This window comes from Tatumella ptyseos (assembly GCF_030552895.1).
GTDB classification, from domain to species: Bacteria; Pseudomonadota; Gammaproteobacteria; order Enterobacterales; family Enterobacteriaceae; genus Rosenbergiella; species Rosenbergiella ptyseos_A.
On the sequence record NZ_CP130649.1, the window covers coordinates 850931 to 865018 of the forward strand.

The 14088-nt window shown below is 40.5% G+C and carries 13 protein-coding genes; 10 read left to right on the top strand and 3 right to left on the bottom strand.

Going from position 1 to position 14088, the window contains the following annotated elements:
- Nucleotides 1-382: 382 nt before the first annotated feature.
- On the top strand, nucleotides 383-619 hold the full coding sequence (locus QJR74_RS04100; RefSeq protein ID WP_048912534.1) for a DUF2171 domain-containing protein: 237 nt from the start codon (nucleotides 383-385) through the stop codon (nucleotides 617-619).
- Between the two features lie 37 nt (nucleotides 620-656).
- On the opposite strand, the gene QJR74_RS04105 is transcribed toward QJR74_RS04100, so the two are convergent.
- From QJR74_RS04105 to QJR74_RS04115, 3 genes are all read right to left on the bottom strand, one after another.
- Nucleotides 657-2483, bottom strand: coding sequence for a glycoside hydrolase family 15 protein (locus QJR74_RS04105; RefSeq protein ID WP_304373343.1), 1827 nt, complete (start codon nucleotides 2481-2483; stop codon nucleotides 657-659).
- A gap of 156 nt (nucleotides 2484-2639) precedes the next feature.
- On the bottom strand, nucleotides 2640-3917 hold the full coding sequence (locus QJR74_RS04110) for an HlyC/CorC family transporter (protein WP_304373344.1): 1278 nt from the start codon (nucleotides 3915-3917) through the stop codon (nucleotides 2640-2642).
- Between the two features lie 11 nt (nucleotides 3918-3928).
- Nucleotides 3929-4720, bottom strand: a complete 792-nt coding sequence (locus QJR74_RS04115) for a cytochrome C assembly family protein (RefSeq protein WP_304373345.1) — start codon at nucleotides 4718-4720, stop codon at nucleotides 3929-3931.
- 168 nt (nucleotides 4721-4888) lie between these two features.
- Here QJR74_RS04115 and ffh point away from each other — a divergent pair, with 168 nt between their 5' ends.
- The 9 genes from ffh to QJR74_RS04160 all read left to right on the top strand — a co-directional run bounded on the left by ffh (nucleotide 4889) and on the right by QJR74_RS04160 (nucleotide 14081).
- The gene (gene ffh / locus QJR74_RS04120; RefSeq protein WP_304373346.1) at nucleotides 4889-6250 is read left to right on the top strand and encodes a signal recognition particle protein; all 1362 of its coding nucleotides are present in this window, start codon (nucleotides 4889-4891) and stop codon (nucleotides 6248-6250) included.
- Between the two features lie 142 nt (nucleotides 6251-6392).
- The gene (rpsP, locus tag QJR74_RS04125) at nucleotides 6393-6641 is read left to right on the top strand and encodes a 30S ribosomal protein S16 (RefSeq protein WP_048912529.1); all 249 of its coding nucleotides are present in this window, start codon (nucleotides 6393-6395) and stop codon (nucleotides 6639-6641) included.
- Between the two features lie 18 nt (nucleotides 6642-6659).
- Entirely contained in the window at nucleotides 6660-7208 is a 549-nt protein-coding gene (gene rimM, locus QJR74_RS04130; RefSeq protein ID WP_048912528.1) for a ribosome maturation factor RimM, read from the top strand.
- Nucleotides 7209-7241: 33 nt separating this feature from the next.
- Nucleotides 7242-8003 carry a tRNA (guanosine(37)-N1)-methyltransferase TrmD gene (gene trmD, locus QJR74_RS04135; protein WP_304373347.1) on the top strand — a complete coding sequence of 254 codons (762 nt, stop codon included), beginning with the start codon at nucleotides 7242-7244 and terminating at the stop codon, nucleotides 8001-8003.
- A gap of 41 nt (nucleotides 8004-8044) precedes the next feature.
- Complete coding sequence (gene rplS, locus QJR74_RS04140) at nucleotides 8045-8392, top strand: 50S ribosomal protein L19 (RefSeq protein ID WP_048912526.1); 348 nt, start codon at nucleotides 8045-8047, stop codon at nucleotides 8390-8392.
- An 842-nt stretch (nucleotides 8393-9234) separates the two neighbouring features.
- A complete protein-coding gene (locus QJR74_RS04145) occupies nucleotides 9235-9804 on the top strand; it encodes a fimbrial protein (RefSeq protein WP_304373348.1) in 570 nt (189 codons plus the stop codon).
- Between the two features lie 41 nt (nucleotides 9805-9845).
- Nucleotides 9846-10562 (top strand): fimbrial biogenesis chaperone, encoded by a 717-nt coding sequence (locus QJR74_RS04150; RefSeq protein ID WP_304373349.1) that lies wholly within the window; start codon nucleotides 9846-9848, stop codon nucleotides 10560-10562.
- On the top strand, nucleotides 10559-13099 hold the full coding sequence (locus QJR74_RS04155; RefSeq protein WP_304373350.1) for a fimbria/pilus outer membrane usher protein: 2541 nt from the start codon (nucleotides 10559-10561) through the stop codon (nucleotides 13097-13099). Before QJR74_RS04150 ends, QJR74_RS04155 begins: the two co-directional genes overlap by 4 nt.
- A 97-nt stretch (nucleotides 13100-13196) precedes the next feature.
- Nucleotides 13197-14081, top strand: a complete 885-nt coding sequence (locus QJR74_RS04160; RefSeq protein WP_304373351.1) for a fimbrial protein — start codon at nucleotides 13197-13199, stop codon at nucleotides 14079-14081.
- Nucleotides 14082-14088: the final 7 nt, after the last annotated feature.

Here is a 14088-nt window from a genome sequence, read left to right on the forward strand (position 1 = left end):
TAATTTTTTCTATCAATTTAAAATTGTCACACTGATATAGCAGATGATTGAAAATTAAATTTTTATTTAACCACAATGAATATATTAGATGGTAGTGATTATATTGGGGGCAAAGGAAGTATTTTGGATTAAGTAGGGGGTATTGAATAAATTAAAAAGGGTGGGGGAGAAGGCAACCATAAAAAACCCATTAGGTAAAATTATAGCCATAAATTCTAGTCAATAAAATCGTCCAGTAAAAGCCTCTTTCCCTAGCACAAAATCATAGAAATTCTAGTTTTTATAAGGGATATTTTTTTGTTTTTTTTCTTAGCACTATTAAATTCTGTACTACACTTTTTGAGTGTTCAAAATAATCCCTTAAATTAATGAGGACTCTCAAATGGTAACTAAAGCTCAAATCCTAGATCATGCAGAAGTAGTTGATAAGAATGGCGACTTTGTGGGCGTTGTCGACCATTTTGAAAGTGAAGATCAAATTAAATTAGTTAAAAAAGCACCTAACGCAGACGGCAGCCACCACTTAATTCCCCTCGCGTGGGTAACCAGCGTGGACGATAACAAGGTTATCTTGTCTAAGACGCTACAAGAAGTTGAACAAGAGTGGAAGGCAGTATAAAGACTCTTGCTACCCGCCTTGGCGGGTAGCACCCTCTCTAACAGCCAGACAGCGGCTGATTACCTAGCGCTTGCGCCGCACAAATTAAAGCTAAATGACTTAATCCCTGTGGCAGATTTCCTCGCCATTCTCCGGTACGAATATCAAACATTTCATTGAAGGTCTCGACATTCCCTCTGTCACACAAAGTCTCAAGAATCGTTTCCATGTTTTGCTCGGCCAGTGCGTTTTCATCAAGCGCAGCCAGCGCCTCGACCATCCAAAATGAGCAGGCAACAAAAGTGCTCTCTTCTTTCTCAACATGACTGTAACGATAAAGATGTGGGCCGCCGTGCCCGAGCTCATCTATCATTGCACGATAGGTCGCAAGCATCCGTGATTTATTGATCCGGTCACCATAGCGATAGACCAAAGTTAAGGCTGCATCCAATTCATCGTTATCACCAGCATAAAACCGATAAGCTTGACGTGTTTCGGACCAGCAATGCTGTTCGACCCATTGTGCGATACTGTCGCGTTCAGTTGCCCAACGCTCGCGCCATGTCGCTTCAAGATGCCCCGCATCGGCAAGCTCTACTGCTACGTCCAAGGCTAACCAGCAGGCCATCTTAGAGTGTGTATAATGCTGCAATGTTGGCAATTCCCACATACCAGAATCTTTCAATCGCCAGCGATCGGCACATTGATTCGCTAAGCGACTCAATAACCGCGACGTTTCTAAATCAAGAATATGACCCGACTGGACAAATAATTGCCCGACGGCCAGCATATCTCCGTACATACTCAATTGACGCTGGTCACGAGCGTTATTCCCTTTGCGTACGGGTTGCGAATCCTTATAGCCTTGTAATGCTAAGTAGGTTTCAGCAGGAACCTCCCCTCCCTCTAAGGTATAGCAGGTGAGTAGTTCTTCGCCGTGACGCATAATCGTTTTCGAGAGCCACGAATAAGCAGCTTGGCAATCTTCTAACGCGCCTAAATAGACGAAAGATTTTATGATCAGGCAGGCATCACGGATCCAAGCATAGCGATAGTCATAGTTTTTCTCCCCGCCGATCCCTTCAGGTAGCGATGTGGTGGCAGCAGCAGCAAGGGCACCCGTTGGTGAAAACCAGAGAAATTTCAATGCGAGCGCGGAGCGGATAACATGTTGTGGGTAGCTTCCTTGATAATTCAAATTTTCTACCCAATTTTGCCAAGCTAGATGACTGGTCTCGATACGCTTATCAATCGCGTCGATGGTCGGAACAGCCAATGGCTCAGCTTGAGAGACGAGTAGGGCGCAGAGCGATGAGCTAGCAGGCTGGGTGGTGAATTGAGCGAGGACGCTATTGCCTTCACAGGTCACCATCTGGAAATCATCACTGCAACGTAGCATCACCATCAAGTCACCGATATGGAAAACATTACCTTGCGCGGTTGTATCGAGCCAAGGTGAGCGAGTTTCGACTTGGGTCCCAAACCGGATACTAAGTTGAAACTCAACGTTACCCTCTTTCCCCTCGATTCTTCTGGCTAATTCATTCCAAGGAAGGGGACCAGCGAGATTACTATTAATGGATTCAGTCACTAATGCCCGACCCGATGCAGTGATGAACTCCGTTTCCAAGATATTACTGTCTTCGCGATAATGTCGTTGAACGCGATACTCCTCAGTGGGAGTCAAACTGAAATAGCCACCAATATCGTTATCCAATATGCGGTCAAATAATGCAGGTGAGTCCATGTGAGGGACGCACCACCAGTCGATACCGCCATCCGGTGCAATCAATGCGACGGAACGGCCTTCGCCAATGGCGGCGTAGTCGCCAAGCCCGATAGTACCTTGCTGACGTACGGGGGAGTGATATTGACTATTCTTCAAGAGTTTCTCCTTGTGACGCGCGAACGAACTAAGTGAAATCTGATTTTTCGTTAAGTAAGTTAAGCATGGCACAGAAAGTGGGTTTGTCTTGAAAACAGCTTGGGATTTCGAAATAAATAAAAAACGCGACAGTATCGTCGCGTTTTAAGGAGAGGATTAACTTTGTTTAAGTGGCTTATTCGGGACGACTCGAACTTGCTTAACCATATTATCCTGTACATCGAGGATATCGATAGCAAAGGTTCCCAGTTTCACTTTAGTATTGGTCTCTGGGATCTCTTCGAGGAACTCAAGTAACATACCATTAATCGTACGTGCACCATCCTCTGGTAGCTCCCAATTGAAGGCTTTATTGATTTCGCGGACATTAGCGCTGCCGTCAATTAACACTGAGCCATCATTTTGTGGCATCACTTCTTCAGCTAAAGAAGGGGACATCGAGGTGGTAAAATCACCCACAATTTCTTCTAATATATCTTCGATAGTCACCAAGCCCTTAATATCACCGTATTCATCGATAACTAGGCCCGTTTTTTTCTTATTGCGTTGGAATTTCACTAACTGTTGGTTTAGCGCGGTGCCCTCAGGAATGAAATAAATCTCATCTGCTGCTCGTAATAAGTTCTCTTTAGTAAACTCACGCTTATCGTTCATGGTACGCCAAGCTTCGCGTACACGCAGCATACCGACGCAATCTTCAAGCGTGTCACGATAGAGCACCAAACGCCCATGAGGTGAGTGAGTGAGCTGACGACTCAACGTTTTCCAATCGTCGTTAACGTTAATGCCGACGATTTCATTACGGGGAATCATAATATCGTCAACAGTGACTTTTTCTAGGTCTAACACGGAAAGCAACATATCTTGATTACGGCGTGACATGAGATTACGTGACTCGTAAACAATGGTTCTCAGCTCTTCTTTGCTGAGTGCTGAACTCATTGACGTCTCGGTTTTAATGCCGACTAAACGCATAAGAAAGCGGGTAATTGTATTCAACAACCAGACGATAGGCAGCATGATGGTCTGAATAGGACCGAGTAACAGGCTACTAGGGTAAGCAACTTTTTCAGGATATAAGGCAGCAATTGTCTTAGGTAAGACTTCTGCAAAAATCAAAACCACGAAGGTTAATACGCCAGTGGCGATGGCAACACCGGCATTACCATACAGACGCATTCCGACAATGGTTGCCAGCGATGAAGCGAGAATATTGACTAAGTTGTTACCGATAAGTACCAAGCTAATCAACAAATCAGGACGCTTTAGTAGTTTCTCAACACGTTTAGCGGCTCGGTTTCCCTGCTTAGCATGATGACGCAATTTATAGCGGTTAAGCGTCATCATGCCGGTTTCAGAACCGGCGAACCAAGCAGAAACTAAAACCATAACAACTAAAATAATAATCAACGACGTGGTCGAGACAGAGTCCACTGAAACAATCCTTAATGAGTGAGTAATTGCTGGAGTACGCGGCTACCGAAATAGGCCATCGTGAGCAGAAGAGCACCACTACAGTTAAACCAGACGACGCGGCGTCCTCGCCAACCTTTTTGGTAATGCCCCCAAAGTAAAATGAGATAAACAAACCAGGCTAAGAAAGAAAGGATAGCTTTATCCATGTTCTCAGCACTAAAGAAATTCTGTAAGTAAAAAATACCACTGGCTAACACTAACGTCAGTAAGACAAATCCGACGGCTGTGATATGAAACATTTTACGTTCCAATACCATTAATGGCGGCATTTCATGATTAAAAGAGAGCTTCTTATTCTTAAGCTGGTAATCAATCCATACCAGTTGCAAGGCATACAACGCCGCGATGATCAGCGTTGCGTAGGCAAATAACGCTAAACCGATATGGACTAAGATGCCTGGCGTCGCTTCAAGATGCGTTAAGAAAGCATTCGGGACGAACGTAGCAAAAGCAAGGTTGATGAGGGCGAAAGTGTAGACAAAAGGGAGTAATAGCCAGCCGCGGTTACGTGAAGCAACGATGGTCATTACCGCACAGATAATCAGGCTTATCACTGAACCAATATTCAGTAGGCTAAAATTCTGACTACTTTCGAGATTAAAGATCCGTTGCTCAATCGCGACGCCATGACAAATAAGCGCCACAATCGCAGAAAACATAGCCATCATCCGCCAGCCATTACTGCGAGTCAGCAGGCTAGGTATGATTAGCGCAAGACTTAGGGAATAGGCGAGTAACGCCACTATCGCAAACAAAGACATAGATGATGGATTCGTTTAAATATTGCCAGTAAACGTCCAGTATAACGTTACCTGCTGCCTGCGCCAAACGATCTCAGTACAATTGCAGAGATCTCTGTAACTTCATGCTATGATACGCACAATATGTCTCACAGGCGGCTTCGCCAGCCTATATCTGAGTAGTGGATAATGTTTGATAACTTAACAGATCGATTGTCGCAAACATTGCGCAATATCAGCGGTCGCGGCAGGCTGACCGAAGAAAATATTAAAGAAACTCTGCGTGAAGTCCGTATGGCATTGCTTGAGGCGGATGTGGCGCTTCCCGTTGTGCGCGAGTTTATTGCCCGGGTAAAAGAGAGTGCAGTCGGGCATGATGTGAACAAAAGCCTTACCCCGGGACAAGAGTTCATCAAAATTGTACGTGATGAATTGGTCGCGGCGATGGGCGCGGAAAATAACGCCTTAAACCTTGCGGCACAGCCTCCCGCGGTAATCTTAATGGCTGGCCTACAAGGTGCGGGTAAAACTACCAGTGTCGGTAAACTTGGTAAGTTCCTGCGCGAAAAGCAGAAGAAAAAGGTTTTAGTCGTCTCTGCCGACGTATACCGCCCGGCAGCAATTCGCCAGCTTGAAACCTTAGCTGAGCAAGTGAATATCGATTTCTTCCCTTCTGATGTCAGTCAGAAGCCTGTAGATATCGTGAACCAAGCACTGAAAGAAGCAAAATTAAAATTTTATGATGTATTAATCGTCGATACCGCAGGGCGTTTACACGTCGACGAAGCGATGATGGACGAAATTAAAGAGGTTCACGCAGCGCTGAACCCAGTGGAAACACTGTTTGTCGTCGATGCCATGACGGGACAAGATGCGGCGAACACGGCAAAAGCCTTTAACGAAGCGTTGCCGCTAACTGGCGTGGTGTTAACCAAGGTTGATGGTGATGCGCGCGGTGGTGCTGCACTGTCAATTCGTCATATCACGGGTAAACCGATTAAATTCATGGGTGTCGGTGAGAAGACCGAAGCCCTAGACCCGTTCTATCCAGATCGTATTGCCTCGCGGATTTTAGGCATGGGCGACATGCTTTCTCTTATCGAAGATATTGAAAGCAAAGTTGACCAAAAAGAAGCCGAAAAACTGGCGAAGAAGCTTAAGAGTGGCGATGGTTTCGATTTAGATGACTTCCTGCAGCAATTAAAACAGATGCGTAACATGGGTGGACTGACTAGCCTGATGGGCAAATTGCCAGGCATGGGCCAGCTGCCAGATAACATGAAATCGCAAATGGACGATAAGGTGTTGGTCCGTATGGAAGCCATCATCAACTCCATGACGCGCCAAGAACGTGCTAAGCCTGAGATTATCAAGGGATCACGTAAACGCCGTATTGCGACAGGCTGTGGCTTACAAGTTCAGGATGTGAATCGTCTACTTAAGCAATTCGACGATATGCAGCGCATGATGAAGAAAATGAAGAAGGGTGGTATGGCCAAGATGATGCGTGGCATGAAAGGCATGATGCCACCTGGATTCCCTGGGCGCTAAGCCCAAAACGAAAAGACTCGAGCGATTTTACATTATCGGTTGCTTTTTACGCCAAAATAAGTAAAATTTTCGGGCTTTTATATTGCACCTGGGCCCCGTTCCTCGATGGGGCCCAGTTGTTTTATTAACTCAAGAGGATGTTATGGTAACAATTCGTTTAGCACGTCACGGCGCAAAAAAGCGTCCGTTCTACCAAGTGGTTGTCACTGATAGCCGCAATGCACGTAACGGTCGTTTTATCGAGCGTGTTGGTTTCTTCAACCCGGTTGCTTCTGGCCAGGCTGAAGGTCTGCGTCTTGATTTAGATCGCATTGAACACTGGGTTGGTCAGGGTGCAACTCTGTCTGATCGTGTGAATGCACTAGTCAAAGAAGCAAAAAAAGCAGCTTAATCTGTCACGGTGGTGAGCATGACCAAAACTAACTCCGCACAGCCTCCTGCTAACCCACTTATTTTGGGGAAGTTGGGTGCGCCCTACGGGATTCGCGGTTGGCTCAAAGTGTTTTCCTCCACCGAAAATGCTGAAAGTATTTTTGACTATCAACCTTGGTTTATTCAACACGCCGGTAAATGGCAGTTGATCGAACTGGAGAGTTGGCGTCATCACAATCAGGATCTGATTATCAAGGTCAAAGGTATTGATGATCGTGATGCAGCAGCCCAATTGACGAATGCCGAGATATCGGTTAACGCTGCTGACTTGCCTGCGCTGGATAATGGTGATTACTACTGGAAAGACCTAATGGGTTGCAAGGTGGTTAACCTCCAAGGCTACGAGATGGGGAAAGTCATTGATTTGATGGAAACCGGATCGAACGACGTATTAGTCGTTAAGGCAAACCTGAAAGATGCTTTTGGTGCGAAGGAGCGGTTAATTCCGTTTCTTGATGAACAGGTTATCAGAAAAGTCGATCTCGATACTTCAACCATTGAAGTCGATTGGGATCCTGGTTTTTGATCTCCGGATATCACGGTAACTGAGCAACGAAATATGTGGATTGGTGTTATCACCCTGTTTCCTGAAATGTTTCGAGCGATTACCGAGTACGGGGTAACTGGCCGAGCGGTCAAAAATGGCCTGCTAAACATTCAATGCTGGAGTCCTCGTGATTTCACGCATGACAAGCATCGTACCGTGGACGATCGTCCATATGGTGGGGGGCCTGGAATGTTAATGATGGTTCAACCTCTACGGGATGCCATTCATGCAGCACGTGCCGCAGCGGGTGATAACGCGAAAGTGATTTATCTCTCGCCTCAAGGTCGCAAACTTGATCAACAAGGGGTTTGCGAGTTAGCGACACAGCATAAATTAATTTTTGTCTGTGGGCGTTATGAAGGGATTGATGAACGTGTAATCAATGCCGAAATTGATGAAGAATGGTCAATTGGCGATTATGTGTTAAGTGGTGGGGAGTTACCCGCTATGACGATGATTGACTCAGTCTCCCGGTTTATTCCTGGAGTATTGGGTAAACAAGCGTCGGCAGACGAGGATTCTTTTTCTGAAGGTTTACTCGACTGTCCACATTATACCCGACCTGAGGTGTTAGAAGGTGAAGAGGTCCCAGCAGTATTGCTGTCGGGAAATCACGCTGAGATAAAGCGCTGGCGCATGAAACAGTCGCTAGGACGTACTTGGTTAAGAAGACCTGAACTTCTGGAAAACCTGGCTCTGACTGAAGAGCAAGTAAAATTGTTGAATACGTTCCGTAAGGAATATCAACAACAACATGATGATGAGGAAGTCTGACTTCCCTTAATATCAGTTTACCCAGGATAAGAGATACAATTATGAGCAACATTATTAAACAAATTGAACAAGAGCAGATGAAACAGGACGTACCTTCCTTCCGTCCAGGTGACAATGTGGAAGTGAAAGTATGGGTCGTTGAAGGTTCTAAAAAACGTCTGCAGGCATTCGAGGGCGTGGTTATCGCTATTCGTAACCGCGGTCTGCACTCTGCATTCACTGTTCGTAAGATTTCAAACGGCGAAGGTGTTGAGCGTGTTTTCCAAACTCACTCACCTGTTATTGACAGCATTACTGTCAAACGTCGTGGTGCTGTACGTCAAGCTAAACTGTACTACCTGCGTGAGCGTACTGGTAAGTCTGCTCGTATCAAAGAGCGTCTTAACTAAGGTCTCGCTAACGCGACATCGAAAAGTTAATAATGAACAAGGGGTTGGCCACTGGCCAGCCCCTTTTTTTTGGGATTAGAAATAGGAAAGACAAAATCAATAAATTCGAAATTAATAAAAGATAAGTAGTAGCGATCTTATAAACGAATACAGTAGGCAGTTGTAAGTAAATTACGCATTATTGAGAATCTTCTTACAATATTAAAAGTAAGAAAAAAGTGAAAAATAGAAATATCGGTTACTTAGTTTTTGATAGAAATTAATAATAGTAAGATAAGTAAAAAAATTAAAATTTTTAGTGAATATTAATGAAAATTAAAAATGGCCAATTATTATAAAACAATGGCTATACTACATTGATGATAATAATATATAGCTTAAAAATGAGATTAATAATGATATTAACAATTAAATTTTAACTCAATTGATATTTTAACGCTATAAAATCCATTTAATAATAAAAACAATAGGAATGGGCATTAATATTTATATAAGAAATAAGATTACGCAATAAGGAATTTATTATTTTATAGTGATTTAAGTTATGAATTAATTAGTAACTTAGTATTGGTTTTAAAGATAAATAATAATAGATTAGTTAATTAATTAAGCAATTAAAAATAAAGATAGAATCAATGTTTATTTGTAAAATTCTTATTTTAAAGATTACTACCTTCGTGTAAAGTCCGAAATTCTAAAAGTGGATTACAAAAAAATACCTTTATAATTGATATTATATTATTTAATACAAAGGTAACTATTATTTTTATGTCTATAAAAATCAGCACTTATATAGATGGTTAGAATGTATTGTTAATTAGATAATTTAGATAAGGAATCATATGAATTTTAAAACTAAGGTTGTAGTACTTTCAGCATTAATTACAGCATCTTTATTCTCAGGAAGTGCAGTAACAGCCAAGGATGGAACTATCACCTTCACTGGGCAAATATCGGATGCAACTTGTGATATTTCAGGAGGCGATGAGACCAATGCTAATCAAGGTCCAGATTTCAAGGTTACACTACCAACAGTCAGCACTACGGCACTCAAGGAAAAAGGGCAATATGCGGGCGATACTCCTTTTTATATCAATTTATCGGGGACTAAATGCCCTGAAGGGAAATTAGCAAATGTAGTATTCGAGCGAGCACAAAGTATGAATATCGATACTGAGACTGGTTTCTTGAAAAACCATACCATAACCGGTGCTGCTAAGAATGTTCAAGTAAGGATACTCAACAAAGATAAAAAGGCACTAGATCTAAATAAAATTAATGCTAGTCATCAACCAGTTACAATAAATAATAATACTGGAAGATTCGAATACTGGGGGCAATATGTAGCAACAGGGCAAGCTACGGCGGGTACAGTAGAAACGAACGTAGTATACAGCATCTCTTATAATTAATAGATAGAGGGGGAAACCCCTCAAATGTAGAGGGATCTACTATGAAAAGAATACTAATAGTATTAGTAATTTTGCTCGTGCCTTTTTATACAGTCGCATCAATTAGAATAATGACTACCCGAGTTATCATTAATGAGGCAGATAAAGAAAAAACATTCATAGTACGTAATATCTCAGAAAAAAATCCATCGCTTATACAAGAGTGGATATCAGAGCTTGAAGATACTGGTATGGATATTAACGAAAATGTTCCCTTTTTAATCACTCCTCCTATCGCCAAAATTAATAAAGGGAAAAGTAAAACATTACGAATAATACCCGTAGAAGAGCTTAGAGATAAATTACCTAAAGATCGAGAAAGTTCATTTTGGATAAATGTACTTGATGTACCACCGAGTAGTGACGTTAAAAATGATAATGAGATCAACCTTGCTTTCAGAACAAGAATAAAATTGTTTTACAGGCCCTCTACACTCAAAGGCTCTACTATAGAAGCTGTCGAGGATATGAAAGTTGATGTCAAAAAAAATTTAACAGGATATACCATAAAGCTGACTAATACACAGCCATACTTCATATCATTCGCAGGATTTAACTTAGTAAATGACAACAAAACAGTAGCCAGCAAACCAGGAAAAATGTTATCCCCCTATTCAGAGCTGTATCTAAACTTTGAAAATATTACAGAAAACGATCTAAAATTCAAAATTGAATATATCACTGAGTTAGGGGCATTTGTTGAGAAGCATTATAAATGAAAAAGATAAAAAAAAATAATTTAGTAATTAAATATAAAGTGTTATTAAACTTAATTCTAATATCTTTTTCTAATAATCTGTATGCAACTGAGAATGAGAGTAAAAAAATAAAATTCAATACCAGTCTACTAACAGATTTCAATAAAAATATAGATGTATCTTGGTTGGAAAACGACAATATACCAGATGTTTTTGGAAAACAGGATGTGGATATATTGTTGAATGGAAAAAAAATGGGTCTGTTTAGTATTCAATTTATAAATAATAAGGATGGTGTAGTTAAACCCTGTATACCAATAAAAATACTAAGGAAAGTGAATTTAAATCAAGAAGCATTTGAAAAAATTAAGAGCGAGAGTTGTATTATCGTCGAGGATGTGCTTCCAGGTGCAAGGAGCCACTACGAATATGATGACGAAAATGTAGAAATAACATTACCGCAGATATATCTCAAAGAGACTCCTGAGGGCTATGTTGATCCTGCATTATGGGAGGACGGTATTAATGCTTTGACGACAAACTATACGTTAAGTGCAAGTAATTTTTTTCAGAGGCAGAATAAGAGAGATAGCGCATATTATGGAAATGTCTTTAGTATTTTGAGATTTAAACAATGGAGATTTTTTTCTTATGACACCTTCAGTGGAGGTAACCAAAGAGAAAATAGAATAAACCATTTACAGACCTATGCTAAAAGACCAATTAGATCATTACGTGCGGAACTTTCCTTGGGTGACTTTTCGTCAACAGGCGAAAGATTTCCAAGCACTGCACTACGTGGCGTAGCACTCCAAACTGACGAGCGTATGTTTCCTTGGACACAAAAAGGCTATGCACCAACAATAAACGGTATAGCAAATAGTAATGCGGTGGTCACGATAAGTCAGAATGGTAATACATTATATGAAAGAAGCGTTCCACCGGGTGAGTTTAGAATAAATGATCTTTATGCATTGGGTTATGGTGGAGATCTGACAGTACAAGTGAAGGAGAGTGATGGCAAGGTAAATATTTACACCGTTCCATACAGTAATCTGCCTCAGCTTCTAAGGAAAGGATTCTATAAATACAGTCTAGTGAGTGGGAGGCTAGCGAATAAAGAAATTGAGGGTAGTACCATTGTTAATGAAGCAACCATTAGTTACGGAGTCTCGAACCAAGCCACTATTTTCGGAGGAGTGCAATATGTAACAGATAATACTTACAAAGCTGTTAATTCTGGCGTCGCGTTCAACACACCACTGGGTGCAATAAGCGGAGAAATGACACAGTCTTGGAGCGATAAGATAGAAGAAAAAAGTGATGGTAATAGTTTTAAAGATAGGACGTTATTTAAGATTAGTTTGGCAAAAGTTTTTGATGATACTAAAACAAATTTCAATATTGCCAGCTACTATCTATCGGGAAAGAACTACTATAATTTAAATGATGCAATATATAAAAGAAAATTATTATATAAAGATGAAAGTTGGGATGTTGATCGTTACAGAAATAGGTTTGAAGTTGTGCTATCTCAACAACTAACTGATTCACTTGGTAGTTTTTCTTTAAGCTATTTAAGAGAGAAGGGAAATTATTCCGGTAAAAAAAATGATAAAAAAAACTCTTATCTTATAGGTTACCGTAATAGTTATAATTCTCTAAGCTATAGTATAGGAATTAACAAAGCATTTACTAGTAATGGATATAATGAAACACAATATTATTTAAATCTATCAATGCCATTTGGATTTAAAGCTACACCAAGACCATCGTTAAATATGGGGTTGAGCTATAATAGCGACAACTCAACAGTCAGAACTTCAATTAACGGTACAGTGCAGCATCAATCTTCAACATCTAGTTTAAGTAGCTACTTTAGCCAATCATCAAAATACGGACCGGATTTTGGATTTAGCATAGGTAATACAGATTCATATTTACAAAAAAATATAAACTATAGTCAAGGTAAGCAAAGTTATTCTCTAGGGGCAAATTTAAGTGGGGGAATATTGATTCATTCCGATGCAATACAATTTAGTTCATATCTACCTGATACGCTAGCCCTAATAGAAGCTAAAGGTGCCGAAGGGGCAAAAGTTTCTGGAAATACACATTCTAAAATTGACCATAGAGGATACGGAATAAGTGGCGGTATTACTCCCTATCAAGAAAATATAATATTTTTACAAACTGAAGGTTCAAACCTGAGTTTTGATAGTAACGAGGATAGCCAATTGGCAATCCCAACTGCATCTTCGATAGTGAAAAAAACGTTCTCTAATAAAAATGAAAAAACCTTGGTTGTGAAAGTAAAAGGTAAAGATGATAAATGGTTACCTTTTGGAACTAATATTTATAGTGAAGGAAAGCTCGTTGGCACTTTAAGTCAAGGTGGCCTAGCACTTATTTCTTTAGATCATGGGATTGGTAATCTTAAGGTTAAAGGTATAAGAAATGGTCATAAGTTTGAATGCGATTTATTAATGGATAAAATTTCAATCGAGAAACTTAATGCTGTAAGTGGTTATAGTTTTAATTTATTAACTTGTGAATAGATTCGTAGGGGTTGATATGAGGCGATACAGTATTATCGCTTGTATGTTAATTATAATAATAAGTTATAGTCAAAACATACAAGCAAAATGTATGATTATGAGTGATGCTAAAACAATTTATTTTCCAGCAGTGACTTTATCAGCTTCTGAGAAAGGAACGGTTAATACTATATTATATCGATACTCCCTACCAATGAATGGTTTAAGCTATACTTGTGGGCAGGCCATAGTTTCTACTTGGAAATCTGAATTTTTAAGACCTGAATTTAATAGTACTAATATTCAAAATACATATACCACTGGAATACCAGGTATTGGAATAAGAGTAAAGTGGCCTGAGAGTCGGGGACAAAATGCATGGATACCAGGCTCATATAGTTGTACAGGATACTGTATGGAGCAACCTGATAATATTATAATCGAATTTATTCAGACAGGGACTATTAGGTCTGGGATACTGCAGGCAGGTGAATTAGCCAAAATCTCTCTTTTTGCAAATAATAATCCACAAGACAGTATATTAATGATGAATATTAATATTGGACAGGTCGACGTAAACGTCAGAAGTTGCTCGATATACGCGAGCAATAATTCAATAAACTTAGGTGATTATGTACTGACAGATGTTAAAAAAAATGGATTTCAAGGGGAAATGAAGGACTTCTCAATTACGTTAGACTGCCCTGAAAGGTCTTCAGCAAAAATTCAATTTGATGGTACGAATCCTTGGGGGATGAGTGGAGGGACGCTAGTTAGCAATGGTACAGCGAAATATGCTTATACACGCCTCTATTCTAAATTGGGAAGTCGCTATAAAGAATTAACATTAAATAGCTTGATAAGTTTTGGAAGTGTTGCCACTTTCACAGGAAGTAGACAAGTAGAATACGCTGCACAAATGTATTTTGATGACTCTAATAGAAGCGCAGTCACAGCGGGAAATGTGAACTCAAGTGTAGTCTACACGCTATCAATCGATTAAAAGGAAT

Excerpts from the sequence above, each read along its gene's own strand:
- QJR74_RS04100 (WP_048912534.1), top strand. The coding sequence starts at position 383 with ATGGTAACTAAAGCTCAAATCCTAGATCATGCAGAAGTAGTTGATAAG.
- rimM (WP_048912528.1), top strand. The coding sequence starts at position 6,660 with ATGACCAAAACTAACTCCGCACAGCCTCCTGCTAACCCACTTATTTTG.
- QJR74_RS04145 (WP_304373348.1), top strand. The coding sequence starts at position 9,235 with ATGAATTTTAAAACTAAGGTTGTAGTACTTTCAGCATTAATTACAGCA.
- QJR74_RS04115 (WP_304373345.1), bottom strand. The coding sequence starts at position 4,720 with ATGTCTTTGTTTGCGATAGTGGCGTTACTCGCCTATTCCCTAAGTCTT.
- ffh (WP_304373346.1), top strand. The coding sequence starts at position 4,889 with ATGTTTGATAACTTAACAGATCGATTGTCGCAAACATTGCGCAATATC.
- QJR74_RS04160 (WP_304373351.1), top strand. The coding sequence starts at position 13,197 with ATGAGTGATGCTAAAACAATTTATTTTCCAGCAGTGACTTTATCAGCT.
- trmD (WP_304373347.1), top strand. The coding sequence starts at position 7,242 with ATGTGGATTGGTGTTATCACCCTGTTTCCTGAAATGTTTCGAGCGATT.
- rplS (WP_048912526.1), top strand. The coding sequence starts at position 8,045 with ATGAGCAACATTATTAAACAAATTGAACAAGAGCAGATGAAACAGGAC.
- QJR74_RS04155 (WP_304373350.1), top strand. The coding sequence starts at position 10,559 with ATGAAAAAGATAAAAAAAAATAATTTAGTAATTAAATATAAAGTGTTA.
- QJR74_RS04150 (WP_304373349.1), top strand. The coding sequence starts at position 9,846 with ATGAAAAGAATACTAATAGTATTAGTAATTTTGCTCGTGCCTTTTTAT.
- rpsP (WP_048912529.1), top strand. The coding sequence starts at position 6,393 with ATGGTAACAATTCGTTTAGCACGTCACGGCGCAAAAAAGCGTCCGTTC.